Below are 15444 nucleotides of genomic sequence, written 5' to 3'. Positions count from 1 at the left end.
TCATACCCTCCCAGTTTCATCGTTGATAATTGAACGAAAGCGCCCGACGCGGCCGGCGGCCGGCGAGGCGTGGTCGGAAACAGTTGCAGAATTGCTGTTGTCGGGAGAGTCGCTCTCGCCATTGCGATGCGCTGCGCGCAAAACCATTTCGCCGCGATGCGCTTTGGCATGCGGATCGGCGCCCACCCCTGATGACGGCACGGACGTTCGCTCCCCTTGAGCCCGCTCGTGGTACGGCAGGCTTTCACGATCCTTAGGCGAACGATGTTGCCGTGTCAACATGACGCACTGCGCGATATTGCTGTGCAACCTGTCGTAGAAGCTGTATGCGGCGGGCCAGGCTTCGCTCGGCTTCTCGATTCGACGGCGTTGCGTTAGGTTAGCTGTCCGAATCCTCAAGACATGGCCGGATGCACCTCGACCGGCTTTGCGAAAGATGCGCGTCAATGCGGCCAGCCAAGGCAAAGGTGACGAAGCGGATCGCCGCCAAGCGACCGCAGCAGGCCGCCGGCGTGACAAAACCGTCGCGATCGGCGCCCCGCATCGTGTCCGACACCAAGCCGGCCCGGGCAAAACCGCTTGCGCTCGGGGACCTCTCGCAACTGCTGGGCTACTCCATCCGCCGGGCGCAGCTCTGGATCTTCAGGGAGTTCAGCCGGCAATTGGCGGCCTTCGAGATCAGTCCCGCCCAGTTTTCCGTGCTCTGCGTCATCGACGCCAATCCCGGCGTCAACCAGCTCGCCGTTGCGCAGCTGCTGTCGATCGAACGGGCCGGGCTCGGCAGACTGGTGGATCATCTGGAAGGCCGTGGCCTGGTGCGACGCACTGCGTCGGCGGTCAACCGTCGCTATTACGTGCTCTACCTGACGGAGGCGGGCACGGCGCTGCTGGACCGGCTGAGGCCAGCGGCCGCCGAAAGCGATAAGGCGCTGGCGGCCAAGATCGGACCGCGCGCCTACAAGGAATTGCAGCGGGCGCTGTCGATCTTTGTCGCCGACGCCTGAGCGATCTGGGACGCCATGCCGCGGCGGGCGCCTGGATGCTCGCCCTCGCTCTCGTAGGGTGGGCAAGGCGCACTTGCGCCGTGCCCACCACTCCTTGCTTCACTTGCCGTGGTGGGCACGCTTTCGCTTTGCCCACCCTTGTATTGGCGGGCCGGGCTATGATGGGCTGGTTCCGTGAGGAATGGCCCAGCCCGGGTGGCCACCCGGGCTGGGCCGCCGATCGATCGGATCGATGCCCACCGAAGCCCCTGAGAGCTGCGTTTCGTAGCAAGATCGCGGTCGGCACTTCATCGGGACCCGCATGGTTGAACGAACTTCAGGTTCGCATCACAAGGGAGGGTCGAGGAAGATGGCCAAACGTAACACGATCTGTGCCGGAATCGATACTAGCAAAGACAAGCTCGACGTGGCGCTCGATGGCAGTTCGGAGGAGCTGCAGGTCAAGAACACGGCGGAAGGTCACCAGGAGTTGGTGGAGTGGCTGAAGCGCCACAAGGTCAAGAGGGTTGGGATCGAGGCGAGCGGTGGTTATGAGCAGGCGGCGGTTGCCGAACTGCGACGCAAGCGGTTTGTCGTCATCGTATTTCAGCCGATCCAGGTCCGTGCCTATGCCACGTTCCATTTGCAACGGGCCAAGAACGACAAGATCGATGCTGCGTTGATTGCGGCCTGCACCGCCGCGGTCAAGAACATCCATCCCGCTCCAGACCCCCGGCTGCAGCCCTTTGCCGTGCATCTGACGATGATCGACCAGATCAAGGAGGACATCGCAAAGCTCAAAAATCGGCTGGAGAGCTGCCGTGACGAGCGTATCCAGAAGTTCTGGAAGGAGCAGATTGCTCTGTTGGCCAAGCACAGACGAGCCGAGTTCAAGGCCTTGGTGGCAGCGATCCGCAAGCATCGCGATCTCGCCGCACGTCTCGATCTGATCTACAGCGTTGGCGGCAGCGGCTTGCCGACCGCGGTTGCCATCTTGATCAGGATGCCCGAGATCGGTCGGATCACCCGCGAGCAAGCCGCAGCCCTCACCGGACTTGCGCCTTACGATGACGACAGCGGCAAGCATATCGGCGCCCGTCGAATTGACGGCGGACGCCAGCGCTTGCGTCAGGCACTCTACACCGCAGCTCTTCCGGCCTCCTTCCGCTGGAACCCGCAGCTCATGGCCCTGTACAGCCGGCTGATCGCCGCCGGCAAGGGCCACAAGCGCGCGCTCGTCGCCTGTGCCAGAAAGCTGATCGTCATCATCAACGCCGTCGTCGCCCGCGGAACACCGTGGGTCGCTGAACCGCCCAAAACCGTGAGTGTGTCCGTCACCTGATCGCGTTTCTTGGTTCGACCAGGCGACCGTTTCTTCGTCCCGACCTGCCGTCAAGACGACGCCGCGCACCGCGGCCGTCAAGGATGGCCGTCGCGCGCGTCTCACCTCACATCAACTGCCGCCAGGCCACGCCTTGACGGCCGCGGCGCGCGGCGTCAGCCTCAAGGCTATCGGGACGCCATACTTAATGGTTGCTACGGGGTCCATCGTGTGGCAGCCTATGCAGCACCCAATCCCAGCCTCGAATAAATCCGCCTTGCATAGGCGCCGAATGCATCCGTGGTCTTGAGCGGAAGGTCGCGCGGGAAGGGCAGGTCGATCGGGAAGTAATCGGCCATCTTCGCAGGGCCCGCCGTCAATACCGCGCAGTGCGAGGACAGGAACACGGCCTCCTGGATCGAGTGCGTGATGAAGACGATGGTCTTGCCGCTTTCGCGCCAGATCCGCAGCATCTCCAGATTCATCTGCTCGCGCGTCAGCGCATCCAGCGCGCCGAACGGCTCGTCCATCAGGATCAGTTTTGGATCGTGGATGAAGGCGCGCGCGATCGCGGTGCGCTGCTGCATGCCGCCGGACAGCTCTCGCGGATATTTCTGCTCGTAGCCGGCGAGCCCGACGAGATTGAGCAGATCGCGCGCCCGCTCGCGCGCCGCCTTCATCGGCAGGCCGACGATCTCAGCCGGCAGCAGCACGTTGTCCAGGATGGTGCGCCACTTCAAGAGCAGCGCCTGCTGGAACACCATGCCGATGTCGCGGGTCGGATCGAACGGGCTGTTGGCGTTACCGATCGTCACCGTGCCGCCGTCGGTGCCGTGCAGGCCAGCCAAGATCTTCATCACCGTGGTCTTGCCGCAGCCGGAGGGGCCGACCAGCGAGACGAGCTCACCTGCCTGCACGTCCATGGTGACATCGGACACCGCGAGAAATTCCGCGCCGCCGCTGCGATAGACCTTCCGGACGCCTTGCAGGCTGATGAAGGGTGTTGGGCTCATGCCAGCCATTTATCCAAATTGGCGGCGACGAAGGCATCGTCGCTGAGGTCGGCATGCTCGCGCGTGACGCGATCGATCTCGTCCTTCTGGCCGGGGCTCAGGCCCTCATTCGGATCGAGGCACCACAGGCCCTGCATCAGGCCCTGGCGCCGCAGCACCTCGTGGCAGCCGGCGATGCAGCCGTGAAAATTGTTGGCAACGTCGAAGAAGGCGCTGTTGCAGTCGGTGACGCGGGCATCGAGCGCGAGCAGGTCGGCCGGAACGTTGTCCTTGTGCCGCGCCGCCTTGCAGCGCTCGAACTGCTTGATGGCGCTTGCCGTCCACACCGACCAGTGGCCGAGCAGGCCGCCTTTGAAATAGGTCCGCGTGGTGACGCCCTTGTCGCGCAAGTCGAACGGCAGCATCAGATCGAGCAGGATGTGATCGTCATTGCCGGTGTAGAGCGCGACGCGGTCGAGCGCGCCCGCGGCTACGACGCCGCGCAGCACATCCAGCGTCCGGTAGCGGTTGAACGGCGCGATCTTGATCGCGATGACGTTGTCGATCGAGGCAAAGCGCTGCCAGAACCGGCTCGACAGCACGACGCCGCCCACCGCCGGCTGAAGGTAGAACCCGACCAGCGGGATCTCGGCGGCGACCGCCGTGCAATGTGTAATGATCTCGTCGTCCGAGGCGCTCTTCATCGCAGCGAGGCTGAGCAGACCGGCGTGATAGCCGATGTCGCGCGCAGTGCGGGCTTCAGCTGTGGCCTGTTGGGTGGGACCGGCAAGCCCTGCGACCATCGCCAGCGGCCGCTTGGTCCAATTCGCCGCGGTCTCGGCCGCAAGCTCCAGCACGGGACGATAGAGGCCGACATCGCGGATCGCGAATTGCGTGGTGTGGACGCCGACAGCAAGGCCGCCGGAGCCGGCGTCGATATAATAGCGCGTCAGCGCGCGCTGATGTGTCTTGTCGAGCTGGCGCTCGGCGGTGAGCGCAAGTGGGTGCGCCGGCAGCACGGTGCCCTCGGCAATCAGCTTGCGGATGTCGCTGTCGATCTGGCTGTGGTGCATGATGTCCTATCCGAATTCAGGGCCGGCGACGGCGAATGGCAATTCCTCAGCCTGAGTCGTGGCGGGGCCGAACCGCATGCGCTGGAACGGCCGCTCGATGATCCAGCCCGATGCTGTCATTCCGTCCAGGAACGCGGCCTGCGGGGCGAGCGCATCGATCAGCAACGGTCCGGTCTCGGATCGCGCGATCGCCTGAACCAGGCCCAGCGCTTCGGCGGCATTGTCGGCGAACAGCGGACCGATATGGCGCGCGGTCCTGCCGTCGCGAATCAAGCCAATGGATCCGCGCGTTGCGACGATGCGCGATCCGGAGCGTTGCGCAAAGGCGGTCAGGAGAGCCGTCCGGTCGAAGCCGGTGGCGCGGCAATCGCGTGCGCGAAGCGCGTCGAGCGTCGCGGCCGGCGGCGCCGGCGCGGCTTGCGTTGATTTTGCCAGCTTCAACCGCCGCAATTGCAGCGTCGGCGTGAACCCGAGCGGCCCGTAGACGGCGACTCCGTCCGGCGTCGCGTCGAGCCAGCTGGTCAGGCCGTTCTTGCGCGCGGTTTCTAGGCACGCATCGACGAGGCGCGTCGCCAGGCCGCGCCGGCGGTGGCCGGCCGTCACCAGCACCATGCTGATCCAGGCGTTGTTGCCGGAGTAGGGCAGCAGCGCGGCGGTTGCGACCAACAATATGCCGGTGCGGATGCCAAAGACGACGCCCTCGCGCAGGAAGACGCGCCAATCCTCTTCGGTCTGGTTCCAGCGCGCTTCCGTCGAGAGCACGAGCCCGGCCATTGCATCCTCCGGGCCGAGCTTGATGATGGGCAGCTCGTCAGTAGCGGCCATCGCGCACCTCGTATTTGGTCGGCTTGCCGAGGCTCGGCATGGCGCGTGACACCCAGTCGGCGGTCCAGGCGATCAGCTGCTCGGTGTCCACCACCGGCAGGCCGAACAGATCCACGGCTTGCGATGTATCGGTCAACCATGCAGTCGGCTCTTCCTCGCCAACCAGCACGGGTGCGCGGCCGAACCTTGCGCCGAACTTCGCGGCGAGGTCGCGCACCGCCAAAATCTCGTGGCCGCTGACATTGATCGGCGAGGCCGGTGCGGTGCAATGGGCCAGGCACCGCAGCGCCTGCGCGGAGGCATCGCCCTGCCAGATGAAATTGACATGACCAAGGCTGACGTCGATCGGGGCGCCAGTCAGCACCTTCGTCGCGATGTCGTGCAGCACGCCGTAACGCATGTCGATCGCGTAATTGAGCCGGAACAGGCGTCCCGGTGTTTCGAACTTGCGCGAAAAATACTCGAACATGCGCTCGCGGCCGACGCAGGACTGGGCGTATTCGCCGGGCGGGTTCGGCGCCATGTCCTCGGTCGCGCCTTTGCCGTCGACCGGCACGAACGGATAGACGCAGCCGGTGGAGAACGCCACGATCCGCGACGACGGGAAGGCCTGCGCCACCAGTGACGGCACGTGCGCGTTCATCGCCCAGGTCAGCGACAGATCGCCCTCGGCGCCGAATTTGCGGCCGGCCATGAAGACAATGTTCGGCGCCTTCGGCAGTGCGCTGATCGCGGCCTCGTCCAGCAGATCGCAATTGATGGTCTCGACGCCGCGCGCGTGCAGCCAGTCCTTGACGCCGGCGTCACTGAAGCGCGCCACGCCAATGACGCGACGATCGGGCACGGCAGCTTTCGCCAGCCCCGCCAGCGTCGGTCCCATCTTGCCGGCGACGCCGAGGATCATGATGTCGCCCTCGACCTTGGCGAGGTCGTCGATCAGCGCCTGGCTCGGGCGGCACAGGAGATCGTCGAGGGCTGCGATATCAGGGATGGTCTTCGGCAGCGTCTCGCGGGTGAGCAGCATGGATCGGTCCTTCGTCAGTTAGTTCTGCCTGGCGTCGCCGACCACGAACATGCGTTCGAGGGCGAGCACCAGGCCATAGAGAGCGACGCCGAGCAGCGTGAGCAGCACGACGGCCATCACCATCGCGGGCGTGTCGAGCGACGACTGCACCTGGATCATGAGGTAGCCGAGCCCGCGCTCGGAGGCGATGAACTCGCCGACGATGGCGCCGGCGACCGCCAGGATGGCGCCGACCTTCATGCCGGAGAACACGTAAGGCAGCGAGCCCGGCAGCTGGATCTTGCGGAACAGCGTCCAGCGCGAGCCGCGCAGCGATTTGACGAGATCGAGCAGGTCCGGCTCGACCTCGCGCAGGCCGCGTGCGGTGGTCAGCAGGATCGGAAAGAAGCAGATGCTGAAGGCGATCAGGATATTCGGCACGATGCCGTAAGAAAACCAGACGATGAGGAGCGGGCCGAGCGCGACCTTCGGGATCATGTTCAGCGTCACGAACAGCGGCAACAGTACGACGCTCACCAGCGGTGCCCAGCTGAAGATCACGGCCAGCGTCACGCCGACGAGGGCGCCGAGCGCGAAGCCGCCGAGGATCTCGACGGCCGTCACCAGCGTATTGGACGCCCAGGCGTAGCTCGCCGTCCCCAGCGTCTGCACCGTCGCGAGCGGTGAGGGCAGGATGAATTTGGGCACGTGGAAGGCATCGACCAGGACCTGCCAGAGCACGAGCACGGCAAGGTGCACGATCAGGACGATCGCAAAGTTGCGCGCTGGCCTTGCTCCGTCACCCGCCACCGTCTGCTCCCAATTGCCGCGGCCTCACTGCCGCAACGCTGAGCCTAGCCGTCCCCGCTGCAAGTTTCAACCAGTTGGTTGATTATGGCCGGAGCGACTGCAGCACGAGATCGACGACGTGCCGGCGGCGGGCGCGGCGTTGGGCCCGGTTCGACAGGTCCTTGCCGAAAATCGCCGACAACGTCGGGGTGTTGGAGAAGAAGAAATAGCTCAATCCCGCGATGGAGATGTAGAGCTGGACGGGATCGATCCCCTTGCGGAAGATCCCGGCGCGCACGCCCTCGTGCAGGATGTGGGAGACGCTCTTGACCAGCGGCGAATGCATCGCCTCCAGCCGGGTCGAGCCGCGGACGTGGCGGGCACCGCCGCGGTTCTCGTCGTTCAAAAGCACGATGAAATCGGGGTTTTCCGCCAGATGATCGAACGAGGCCTCGATCAGCCTGCGGATCGCCTTGTCTGGCGGCAGGCCCTCGAGATTGAGCTTGCGCTCCTGCTCGCGGATGTCCTCATAGACCCATTCGAGCACGGCGAGGTAGAGCGCGTCCTTGTCGCCAAAATAGTGATAGACCAGCTGCTTGTTGACGCCCGCGCGCTCCGCGATCTCGTCGACGCGGGCGCCCGCAAAACCGTGCCGGGCGAATTCCAGGCGCGCCGCGGTGAGCAGCTTCTTGCGGGTGGCAACGGGGTCGCGCCGCTGCGGCACGGTGTCGCCTGATCGTTTTGCCGGCATTTCCAACCAAACAGTTGACAAGTTGAGGGTGGGCTTGTTGCATTGGTAGCCTCACATGGGGAGAGCGACAAGCCGGGTCGCGGCAACGAGGAGAGATGCGATGAAACGTTTGCAGGCGGCGATTGTGGCTCTGGCCCTGGGTTTGCCGGCAATGCCGGCGAGCGCGGGCGAGGCGGTCAACCTGATCCTGAACTGGACGCCGACGGCCGACCATTCGCCGTTCTATTATGCCAAGGCGCAAGGCTGGTACGAGAAAGCAGGCATCGACCTGACGATCGAGGTGGGCAAGGGCTCCGGCGTCTCCGCCGCCAAGGTCGGCTCAGGCGGCTCGCCCTTCGGCATCGCCGATCTCGCCACCATGCTGGTGGCCAAGAGCAAGGGCGCCGACGATGTCGCGCTGATGAGCATCTACGCCAACACCGGGCAGACGTTCTACTGGCTGAAGAGCTATGGCGTGAACGGCGTGAAGGATTTTGCCGGCCACAAGATCGGCAATCCGCCGGGTGATGCGTCGCGCGTGATGTGGCCGGCGTTTGCGAAGGCCGCCGGTCTCGCGCCCGACTCCGTCAGCTTCGTCAATATCGGGCCGACCGCGAAGATCGCCGCGCTCAAGAGCCACACCGTCGACATCATCAGCGACTTCTACAACGAGCATGATTTGAAGGTGATCGAGTTCGGACAGGACCTCGGCTACATCAACTGGAAGGACATCGGCCTCAACCCCTACGGCAATTCGCTGATCGTCAACGGCGCCTATCTCCAGAAGAATCCGAAGCTGGTCGAAGACTTCGTCCGCGTCACGCAGAAGGCCTTTGCCGCCTGCGTCGCCGACGTCACGCCGTGCCTGAAAGCGCTGCTCGACCAGGTCTCCGGTCTCGACAAGCAGAACCAGGAGCGCCAGTGGGAGCGCATCAAGTTCCTGATGACCGACGAGTTCACGACGACCAAGGGTCTCGGCTGGATCGACGGCGAGCGGATGAAGAAGGACTACGAGCTGGTCCAGACCTACCTCGGCATGGAAAAGCCGTTCGACGTGACGACGGCGTTCACGACCAAGATGCTGGATCCGAGCATCAAGATGGATGCGAGCAAGGTGAAGAAGTAGGGCCCCCGTAGCCTGGATGGAGCGAAGCGAAATCCGGGGTGGAGCATCTGCGGCGAGTGCCTCCCGGATTGCGCTTCGCTCCATCCGGGCTACGAACCAGCGCCAGCCCAAGCCATCTCACCTACGTAACCCCACGGAGAAATTAACCGGCCATTAACCATATCCGCGGCATCGTTAACCATTCAATAACAGGGAACGAGTCGGCCGCTATGGAGGCTGCAGCAAAAATTCAACGCCAAATGGTGCGCCTGCGCGGGCGCTCCTACGTGGCTTTCGTGTTCGTCCCGACGGTTCCGATCCAGGACTGGCTCCAGGAAATCGACACCACCATCGCGCGCTCGCCGGGCTTCTTCGCCGGCCGCCCCGTGGTGATCGACCTGTCATCGGTCGATCTCAGCCAGTCCGGCATTGGCCATCTGCTGACCAGTCTTCAAGACCGCAACATCCGCGTGCTCGGCATCGAGGGCGTGGAGGAGGCGCGGCTGACGCCGTCCATGCCGCCGCTGCTCTCGGGCGGGCGCAGCTGCGTGATCGAGCCGAGCGCGCCCAAGAAGCCTGAGGCGAAGGCGGAGACCAAGCCGACCTCGCTGCTGCTCGAGAGCCCGGTGCGCTCCGGTCAGACCGTGATCTTCCCCGAGGGCGATGTCACCATTTTGGGCTCGGTCGGCTCCGGCGCCGAGGTCGTTGCCGGCGGTTCCATCCACATCTACGGCGCGTTGCGCGGCCGTGCCATGGCGGGCGTGAACGGTCACACGAGCGCGCGCATCTATTGCCAGAAGATTGAGGCCGAACTGCTTGCGATCGATGGGTTTTATCAGACCGCCGAGGATATCGACGAGGCCCTGCGCGGCAAGCCGGCTCAAGCCTGGCTGCAGGGCAACACCATGCGAATTACCGCGCTGAACTGACCAGAAGGAGATATTTGAGATGGCCAAGGTACTGGTCGTGACATCAGGCAAGGGCGGCGTCGGCAAGACGACCACGACCGCTGCGCTGGGGGCTGCGCTGGCGCAACGCGGCGACAAGGTCGTCGTCGTCGATTTCGACGTCGGCTTGCGCAACCTCGACTTGGTGATGGGCGCCGAACGCCGCGTCGTGTTCGACCTCATCAATGTGGTCCAGGGCGTCGCGAAACTCCCGCAAGCGCTGATCAAGGACAAGCGGCTGGAGAACCTCTGGCTGCTGCCGGCTTCGCAAACCCGCGACAAGGATGCGCTGACGGAAGAGGGCGTCGGCAAGGTCATCGCCGATCTACGCAGCCGTTTCGACTGGGTGATCTGCGACAGCCCGGCCGGCATCGAGCGCGGCGCCTCCATGGCGATGCGCTTTGCCGACGAGGCCGTCATCGTCACCAATCCGGAAGTGTCCTCGGTGCGCGATTCCGATCGCATCATCGGCATGCTCGATTCCAAGACCGTGCGGGCCGAGAAGGGCGAGCGGGTCGAGAAGCACATTCTCATCACCCGCTACGATCCCTCGCGCGCGGCACGCGGCGAGATGCTGACGATCGACGACATTCTGGAGATTCTCGCGACGCCCTTGCTCGGTATCATCCCCGAGAGCCAGGACGTGCTGCGCGCCTCCAACGTCGGCACGCCGGTGACGCTGTCGAACGCCGAAGGCGCGCCCGCCCGAGCCTATATCGATGCGGCGCGGCGGCTGTGCGGCGACACCGTGCCGATGCAGGTGCCGACGGAGCGCAAGGGTTTCATGGATCGTCTGCTGCGACGGAGGGCTGCATGAGCATGGGTCTGCTCCGGCTTCTCCGCGGCAACAAGGCCTCTGCACCCGTCGCTCGCGAGCGGTTGCAGATCCTGCTTGCCCATGAACGCGGACTGCGCGGCCAGCCCGATCTGCTCGGTGTGCTGCGTGAGGAAATTCTCGCCGTCGTGTCCAGGCACGTCACGCTGGACCCGACCAAGGTGATCGTGCGGCTCGAGCGCGGCGATGAGGTCTCGACCCTCGAAGTCGACATCGAGGTGCCGAACGACTTCGAGCGCAAGAAAGCGGCGGTCGGGTAGGGACCCGGCCGAAGACTTTGGGGTGGGTGAGAAGGCGGTCCGCTGGGCATAGCGGGCCGCCTTTGTCGTAGGGGCGCTCGAGCGGAACGAGATTCGCGATTCGATCGTTGTCCGAGACCCGCGGAGCGCCGAGCCGGGCGCCGCGGTTTCCTTAGAACCGGAGAGCGCCCATGATGTCCGAGGTCCAGGTTCACACCGTCGCGCGGCAGATGCTGGAACGGCATGGTTTCGCTGCGATTGCGAAGGCTGCCGAACAGGCTCAGGCCTGCGAGGGCCGTGGGGAAGCGGATGACGCCAAAGAATGGCGTCACATCGCAGACGCCATGAAGATCATGCGCGGGCCGCATCACAGCTGATGCACTGGCCCCGGTTCGGTTCCGTCCTTGATCCCCCTGCAATCGGGCAGATCAGCGCTCGCCCTGATCGGCGCCTGGTGTCACCGGCTTGTGCTGCGTCTGTGGCTGTGCACGTTCGCCCGTCTCCTTGCAGGGGAGCTGCTCCCAGGATCCGTCGGCTGCCTGCTGATAGGCGCTGCAGGATGACGACGTCGCTTTGTCCTCGCCCTTCTGGGCATCGGAATTCTTCGCGACGGCCGGAGCGGTCAGCACGGTGCTGGCCGCGAGAGCACCGGCGAAAACGAGATGGGCAATTCGCATGGGGATCTCCTGTTCAAAGAAGCCGCATGCTGGCGAAGATTGTGACGATTCTTGGCCGCGCCGAGGGTTCCGCCGCGGTGTGATTAACGCCGATCGATCGAACGGCTAGCCGCCCTTGCTGCGGATCAGGCCGGCAAGGCTGGTCTTCTGCTTCTCGCACCAATTGCTCATGCCGAGCCGACGCTGATCGAGATCGGTCATCTGGGTGGCGACTGCAACCTCCGCCATGATGTCGTCGGCCTGCTTCTCGCCCATCTTGCCGCCGGTGTGCAACCAGGCGATCGCCTTGCGCACCTGCTCGGTGGTGCCGTCGGGCAACTGCATTTGCTGCGCCTTCTGCACCAGATCCTGGTAGACGACGTCCGTGTTCGGGCATTCGACTTTGGCGGCAAAGGCCTGCAAGACCATCGTCACATAGGTCGAGCGCGGATGATCGTCAGCCGCTTGGGCTGGAGCTGCGATCAGCAACAGGCCTGCCATCAGCATGGGGTAGCGCATCCTTGGTAACCTCCTCGTTTTTTTGGGAGGCTAGCGTCCGGCAGGCCGCTTCGCAATGGTGGCTGCGCCGATTGGGCGCCAGACTACATGCGGCTTTGTCGCGGATTCTGCTCGAAGATGACCTAGCGTCGCCAGGCCGGCACGGGATCGAGCGGCGTGCGATAGACCTCGTTGTGATCGCGATCGGTGACGCGCACCGCGCAACCTTTCCGCTGCAACTCAGGCTTCACCTGCGACAGCTCCGTAGCCAGTTGAACGGCGCGATCAGAGGCGACCTCGATATCCTCGAGGATGATTCCGCCCTGGTTCTTGAACTCTTCACCAACCACGAGATCGAAGGAATAGTACGGCATCCGAATTCCCCGGTGTGACGACCCAAATTTCCAAACGAAGCCTTCAACGGAAGTCTTCAAAGCATGCTGGATAGTACCACTGAGTCGATATCTATCGAATGAACGGACCGCGCAATCTCTGTGCTTATGGCGCAGAAATGATGTGCAGCATTGGGATGCATTAAGATTTTATTAAATATATCCGCCTGATCATGAGGCATGGAATTGCAGCAGAACCGGGCTCCGGGAACCGGCAGCTGCAAGAGAAGGCCGGCGGCATAGATCCCGACGGCCTTTTCTCTTTGCGCACGGCGGCGCATCACCGCAGTTGCACGGACTCAATACATCGCACCGACTCGGACAGCGGGTGCTCAACGCAACTCTAGTGCAGCGGCATCGGCGGACGCACGATTGGTCCGTCATCATCGGCAACGGTTTGTGTCGTCGCAGCCGGTGGTGCCACCGGCGGCGGAACCGCGGCAGCCTGTGAAGGCGGTGGAACCGCGAGCGGCGCGGGCGAATAGGCCGGCCTGTAGGTGTGCGATACGACCGGCTTCGGTTTGCGAACCGGCGGCATCGGAGCCGGAGCTCGCGGCGGAAGTGCCGACACGCGCGCGCGTGGATCGACCGGCGGTCTCGCCTCAGCGACCGGCTTTGGCGCGGCGGGCTTGGCCATCTCGCGCACCATCTGCTCCTGACCGGCCTTCAACTCGGCAATGTCAGTCTTGAGCTGTTCGATCTGCTGCGCCATTGCGGCGATGTCGCTCGTCATCGATTCCACCGATGGCGTGGCGTCGGCTTGTGTCGCGGCAGGTGTAGCAGCGGGCGCGACCTGTGCTGCCGGTGGCGCCGTAGTTTGATCGGCGGTCTGATCCTGCGTGACGGGCGGCGTAGCCTGCGCAGCCGCCGGCTCCGATGTCGAAGGCAGCAGCGACGCCAATGTCGGTGTCCATTCGGCGAGCAGCCGGGTTGCGGTGTCGCCATGTTGCTCCCAGGCGATGGTGGCGGCCGCGCTGCCGCCTGCAAACAGAAACGTGACGAACGCGCCGCGCAACCATTTGCCGGCGGAGGATCGCTTCTGTCGGTGATCATCGCTGGCCGTCACGCGTACGGCAGTGTCGACCGCGGGCGCCGCCGCTTGCGGGATAGGACTGACCTTCGGCTCCGGATGAATTCTGGGCTCCGGCGCGAACTTTGGCTCCGGACGGCTCGTGAACTCAGGTGCAAGCGTTGGCGCCTCGCTGCTCACGCGCGAGGCCCGCACTATGTCAGGCGAAATCTGGACGGCATCGTGCGGATCGTTGTCCTTGACCGCGTCCTTCACGATCTCATCGACGATTTGCCGGCTGTTCAGCGTCGCGAGCATCGCAGCTCCCTTAAAGCGTTAGTCGTCCGCATTGGCGCGAGCCGATCGGTTGGTCGAGCCCATCCCAAGTCTCATGGGCCAGATGACGCACGAGTCCAGCCGGGTTTGACCAAAGCAAGGCAAGGCGATGGAGACATCGCGACCGTCTTCCGCCGTTTGTGGTGATGGAACCGGATTTTTTGAACACAGGCACGTGTTCCGCGCTGCCTTGTTTTCAGCACGATTTGGGCAGCATTTGACGACGCTGGGGGCGCTGCTATCCGCTATCGGGGGGCCGGCGGTGCCAAGACATTCAATCGCTATTTTCGTCGTTGCCTTGCTGCCGCTCGGCGGCTGCATGCAGGCAACGCTGTCGCCGTCGACCGACGCGAGCATGACGCCGCGCGACCGGCAGTTGCTGGCGCACGCGCCTTACGCCCAGGCCAGCGTGCCCGAGCAATTTCTCCGCCACGTCGTCGATTATCCTCGCAAGGAGCAGCCGGGCACGATCCTGGTGGATACCGATGCGCGCTACCTTTACTACGTGCTGCCCGACGGCAAGGCGATCCGCTACGGCGTCGCGGTCGGCGAGCAGGCGATGGCCTTCTCGGGCGTTGCGCGGGTCGGTCGTCTGGCGGAATGGCCGGACTGGGTGCCGACGCCGGAAATCCAGGCGCGGCTCGGACCGTATCCCGCGCGCGTCCCGGGTGGCCCCGCCAATCCGCTGGGTGCGCGCGGCATCTATCTCTATGCCGGCAACAAGGACACGCTCTACCGCATCCACGGCACCAACCAGCCGGAATATATCGGGCAGGCGATTTCGTCGGGCTGCATCCGGATGCGCAACGAGGACGTGATCGACCTGTTCGATCGGGTGAAGCTCAACGCGACCGTCGTGGTGCTGCCGCCCGGACAAAGCGCGCAGATTGAAGCCGGGCCTGGCTGGCGCGGGTGAGCGGAGCGACTCGCCGTCACGCTCACCGAAGCGTGACTGCGCGCGTCTTACCCCGTCTTTCAAAGGTGAATTGCTTCACAGGCAAATTGCTACTGTTGCGCTATGCCTCAATGGCTCGTTGCCATTGGAGGCATCATGCGAAATTTTCTTGATCAATTGAACGAGACGGACCGCCGGATTGTACGGAAATGGCGGTTGGTGACCGTCGGTTTCTATGGGTCCATCCTGGCCGGCATGGTCGTGTACGTGGCGCTGCACTCGAATCCGCAGGTCAATTACGCCTCGGCCGATTCCGCGGCCCACGCCAAGCTCGTGGGCACGTCAGGTAACGACGGACGCGCGCCGTTCCAGCCTTAATCCTCGGGCCGGGCCACGCGCCATTGCAGGGTCGTGGCGTTGCCGTTGGCTTCGCCCGGCGACTTGTCGCTGACCGACGTGTAGAGTGGGCGGTAGCGGAAGGCCCACATCTTGCTGCCGTCGTTGCGGGTGATCGGCGTGAAATCGCCGATCGCCTTGGCGTCTCCCGGAGCCGCGAGGGGAATCCAGCTCTCGGCGCATTTGCCGTTGCAGCTCGATGTTTTTCCGCTGGTGTCGCGCTCATAGAAATAGAGCGTCATCCCCTTGAGATCGACGAGCTTGGAACCCTGCTTGGTCAGGACCGCGCGCGCAGGCGCGGTCGTGGCCTCTGCTTTCGGCGGAGGAGCGGCTTCGCCGCCGCCATGCCCGTTCGCGAACGCATGACCGGCGGACAACGCGATGATTGCGGCCACAATGACGAACCTGAGCATCCGAAAC

21 protein-coding genes are annotated in these 15444 nt (G+C 64.3%); 9 read left to right on the top strand and 12 right to left on the bottom strand.

The genetic code is table 11. The features are described 5' to 3' along the window. Positions 1-447, bottom strand: a complete 447-nt coding sequence (locus tag JJE66_RS20930) for a hypothetical protein (RefSeq protein ID WP_200516404.1) — start codon at positions 445-447, stop codon at positions 1-3. Between JJE66_RS20930 and JJE66_RS20925 the strand changes: the two genes are divergently transcribed. Together JJE66_RS20925 and JJE66_RS20920 are read left to right on the top strand one after the other, a co-directional pair. Continuing rightward, a complete protein-coding gene (locus JJE66_RS20925; RefSeq protein ID WP_200516403.1) occupies positions 447-1004 on the top strand; it encodes a MarR family winged helix-turn-helix transcriptional regulator in 558 nt (185 codons plus the stop codon). The two genes, JJE66_RS20930 and JJE66_RS20925, sit on opposite strands and share 1 nt — an antisense overlap. Positions 1005-1353: 349 nt before the next feature. Next, positions 1354-2325: an IS110 family transposase gene (locus JJE66_RS20920; protein WP_200513218.1), complete on the top strand. Its 972-nt coding sequence runs from the start codon at positions 1354-1356 to the stop codon at positions 2323-2325. A gap of 218 nt (positions 2326-2543) precedes the next feature. Here JJE66_RS20920 and JJE66_RS20915 read toward each other — a convergent pair whose 3' ends face one another. The 6 genes from JJE66_RS20915 to JJE66_RS20890 form a co-directional block, all read right to left on the bottom strand. Beyond that, positions 2544-3326, bottom strand: coding sequence for an ABC transporter ATP-binding protein (locus JJE66_RS20915; protein ID WP_200516402.1), 783 nt, complete (start codon positions 3324-3326; stop codon positions 2544-2546). After that, positions 3314-4369, bottom strand: coding sequence for a dihydrodipicolinate synthase family protein (locus JJE66_RS20910; protein WP_200516401.1), 1056 nt, complete (start codon positions 4367-4369; stop codon positions 3314-3316). Before JJE66_RS20910 ends, JJE66_RS20915 begins: the two co-directional genes overlap by 13 nt. 6 nt (positions 4370-4375) lie before the next feature. Continuing rightward, entirely contained in the window at positions 4376-5194 is an 819-nt protein-coding gene (locus JJE66_RS20905) for a GNAT family N-acetyltransferase (protein ID WP_200516400.1), read from the bottom strand. Next, positions 5181-6218, bottom strand: a complete 1038-nt coding sequence (locus tag JJE66_RS20900) for an NAD(P)-dependent oxidoreductase (protein ID WP_200516399.1) — start codon at positions 6216-6218, stop codon at positions 5181-5183. The genes JJE66_RS20905 and JJE66_RS20900 overlap by 14 nt, the downstream gene beginning before the upstream one ends. A gap of 18 nt (positions 6219-6236) precedes the next feature. Then, complete coding sequence (locus JJE66_RS20895) at positions 6237-7007, bottom strand: ABC transporter permease (protein ID WP_200516398.1); 771 nt, start codon at positions 7005-7007, stop codon at positions 6237-6239. An 82-nt stretch (positions 7008-7089) separates the two neighbouring features. After that, positions 7090-7737 (bottom strand): TetR/AcrR family transcriptional regulator, encoded by a 648-nt coding sequence (locus JJE66_RS20890; RefSeq protein ID WP_200516397.1) that lies wholly within the window; start codon positions 7735-7737, stop codon positions 7090-7092. Positions 7738-7837: 100 nt separating this feature from the next. Here JJE66_RS20890 and JJE66_RS20885 point away from each other — a divergent pair, with 100 nt between their 5' ends. The 5 genes from JJE66_RS20885 (at position 7838) to JJE66_RS20865 (ending at position 11219) form a co-directional block, all read left to right on the top strand. Further along, a complete protein-coding gene (locus JJE66_RS20885; RefSeq protein ID WP_200516396.1) occupies positions 7838-8842 on the top strand; it encodes an ABC transporter substrate-binding protein in 1005 nt (334 codons plus the stop codon). Between the two features lie 209 nt (positions 8843-9051). Then, positions 9052-9750 carry a septum site-determining protein MinC gene (gene minC / locus JJE66_RS20880; RefSeq protein WP_200516395.1) on the top strand — a complete coding sequence of 233 codons (699 nt, stop codon included), beginning with the start codon at positions 9052-9054 and terminating at the stop codon, positions 9748-9750. A 19-nt stretch (positions 9751-9769) separates the two neighbouring features. Then, positions 9770-10585: a septum site-determining protein MinD gene (gene minD, locus JJE66_RS20875; RefSeq protein ID WP_200516394.1), complete on the top strand. Its 816-nt coding sequence runs from the start codon at positions 9770-9772 to the stop codon at positions 10583-10585. Continuing rightward, positions 10582-10863 carry a cell division topological specificity factor MinE gene (minE, locus tag JJE66_RS20870; RefSeq protein WP_200516393.1) on the top strand — a complete coding sequence of 94 codons (282 nt, stop codon included), beginning with the start codon at positions 10582-10584 and terminating at the stop codon, positions 10861-10863. Before minD ends, minE begins: the two co-directional genes overlap by 4 nt. Positions 10864-11033: 170 nt before the next feature. After that, positions 11034-11219, top strand: coding sequence for a hypothetical protein (locus tag JJE66_RS20865; RefSeq protein WP_200516392.1), 186 nt, complete (start codon positions 11034-11036; stop codon positions 11217-11219). 51 nt (positions 11220-11270) lie between these two features. Here the strand turns inward: JJE66_RS20865 and JJE66_RS20860 are convergent, their stop codons facing one another. From JJE66_RS20860 to JJE66_RS20845, 4 genes are all read right to left on the bottom strand, one after another. Continuing rightward, positions 11271-11519, bottom strand: coding sequence for a hypothetical protein (locus tag JJE66_RS20860; RefSeq protein ID WP_200516391.1), 249 nt, complete (start codon positions 11517-11519; stop codon positions 11271-11273). A gap of 105 nt (positions 11520-11624) precedes the next feature. Then, positions 11625-12017 (bottom strand): hypothetical protein, encoded by a 393-nt coding sequence (locus tag JJE66_RS20855; protein ID WP_200516390.1) that lies wholly within the window; start codon positions 12015-12017, stop codon positions 11625-11627. A 122-nt stretch (positions 12018-12139) separates the two neighbouring features. Beyond that, positions 12140-12370 carry a DUF6894 family protein gene (locus JJE66_RS20850; protein WP_027530842.1) on the bottom strand — a complete coding sequence of 77 codons (231 nt, stop codon included), beginning with the start codon at positions 12368-12370 and terminating at the stop codon, positions 12140-12142. 361 nt (positions 12371-12731) lie between these two features. Then, positions 12732-13715, bottom strand: a complete 984-nt coding sequence (locus tag JJE66_RS20845) for a hypothetical protein (RefSeq protein WP_200516389.1) — start codon at positions 13713-13715, stop codon at positions 12732-12734. A gap of 337 nt (positions 13716-14052) precedes the next feature. Between JJE66_RS20845 and JJE66_RS20840 the strand changes: the two genes are divergently transcribed. After that, positions 14053-14649 (top strand): L,D-transpeptidase, encoded by a 597-nt coding sequence (locus JJE66_RS20840; protein WP_200518610.1) that lies wholly within the window; start codon positions 14053-14055, stop codon positions 14647-14649. A gap of 135 nt (positions 14650-14784) precedes the next feature. Then, on the top strand, positions 14785-15006 hold the full coding sequence (locus JJE66_RS20835) for a hypothetical protein (RefSeq protein ID WP_200516388.1): 222 nt from the start codon (positions 14785-14787) through the stop codon (positions 15004-15006). On the opposite strand, the gene JJE66_RS20830 is transcribed toward JJE66_RS20835, so the two are convergent. Beyond that, on the bottom strand, positions 15003-15437 hold the full coding sequence (locus JJE66_RS20830; protein ID WP_200516387.1) for a hypothetical protein: 435 nt from the start codon (positions 15435-15437) through the stop codon (positions 15003-15005). The genes JJE66_RS20835 and JJE66_RS20830 overlap by 4 nt on opposite strands. Positions 15438-15444 lie beyond the last annotated feature (7 nt).

Origin of the sequence: Bradyrhizobium diazoefficiens (genome assembly GCF_016612535.1) — a bacterium.
Lineage (GTDB): Bacteria > Pseudomonadota > Alphaproteobacteria > Rhizobiales > Xanthobacteraceae > Bradyrhizobium > Bradyrhizobium diazoefficiens_C.
Note: the sequence above shows the minus strand (reverse complement) of the source record. Positions and strands in the feature narration are given on the sequence as shown.

Excerpts from the sequence above, each read along its gene's own strand:
- JJE66_RS20890 (WP_200516397.1), bottom strand. The coding sequence starts at position 7,737 with ATGCCGGCAAAACGATCAGGCGACACCGTGCCGCAGCGGCGCGACCCC.
- JJE66_RS20905 (WP_200516400.1), bottom strand. The coding sequence starts at position 5,194 with ATGGCCGCTACTGACGAGCTGCCCATCATCAAGCTCGGCCCGGAGGAT.
- JJE66_RS20900 (WP_200516399.1), bottom strand. The coding sequence starts at position 6,218 with ATGCTGCTCACCCGCGAGACGCTGCCGAAGACCATCCCTGATATCGCA.
- JJE66_RS20835 (WP_200516388.1), top strand. The coding sequence starts at position 14,785 with ATGCGAAATTTTCTTGATCAATTGAACGAGACGGACCGCCGGATTGTA.
- JJE66_RS20830 (WP_200516387.1), bottom strand. The coding sequence starts at position 15,437 with ATGCTCAGGTTCGTCATTGTGGCCGCAATCATCGCGTTGTCCGCCGGT.
- JJE66_RS20920 (WP_200513218.1), top strand. The coding sequence starts at position 1,354 with ATGGCCAAACGTAACACGATCTGTGCCGGAATCGATACTAGCAAAGAC.
- JJE66_RS20865 (WP_200516392.1), top strand. The coding sequence starts at position 11,034 with ATGATGTCCGAGGTCCAGGTTCACACCGTCGCGCGGCAGATGCTGGAA.
- JJE66_RS20885 (WP_200516396.1), top strand. The coding sequence starts at position 7,838 with ATGAAACGTTTGCAGGCGGCGATTGTGGCTCTGGCCCTGGGTTTGCCG.
- JJE66_RS20850 (WP_027530842.1), bottom strand. The coding sequence starts at position 12,370 with ATGCCGTACTATTCCTTCGATCTCGTGGTTGGTGAAGAGTTCAAGAAC.
- minE (WP_200516393.1), top strand. The coding sequence starts at position 10,582 with ATGAGCATGGGTCTGCTCCGGCTTCTCCGCGGCAACAAGGCCTCTGCA.
- JJE66_RS20855 (WP_200516390.1), bottom strand. The coding sequence starts at position 12,017 with ATGCGCTACCCCATGCTGATGGCAGGCCTGTTGCTGATCGCAGCTCCA.
- JJE66_RS20840 (WP_200518610.1), top strand. The coding sequence starts at position 14,053 with ATGCAGGCAACGCTGTCGCCGTCGACCGACGCGAGCATGACGCCGCGC.
- JJE66_RS20860 (WP_200516391.1), bottom strand. The coding sequence starts at position 11,519 with ATGCGAATTGCCCATCTCGTTTTCGCCGGTGCTCTCGCGGCCAGCACC.
- JJE66_RS20845 (WP_200516389.1), bottom strand. The coding sequence starts at position 13,715 with ATGCTCGCGACGCTGAACAGCCGGCAAATCGTCGATGAGATCGTGAAG.
- minC (WP_200516395.1), top strand. The coding sequence starts at position 9,052 with ATGGAGGCTGCAGCAAAAATTCAACGCCAAATGGTGCGCCTGCGCGGG.
- JJE66_RS20910 (WP_200516401.1), bottom strand. The coding sequence starts at position 4,369 with ATGCACCACAGCCAGATCGACAGCGACATCCGCAAGCTGATTGCCGAG.
- JJE66_RS20925 (WP_200516403.1), top strand. The coding sequence starts at position 447 with ATGCGGCCAGCCAAGGCAAAGGTGACGAAGCGGATCGCCGCCAAGCGA.
- minD (WP_200516394.1), top strand. The coding sequence starts at position 9,770 with ATGGCCAAGGTACTGGTCGTGACATCAGGCAAGGGCGGCGTCGGCAAG.
- JJE66_RS20915 (WP_200516402.1), bottom strand. The coding sequence starts at position 3,326 with ATGGCTGGCATGAGCCCAACACCCTTCATCAGCCTGCAAGGCGTCCGG.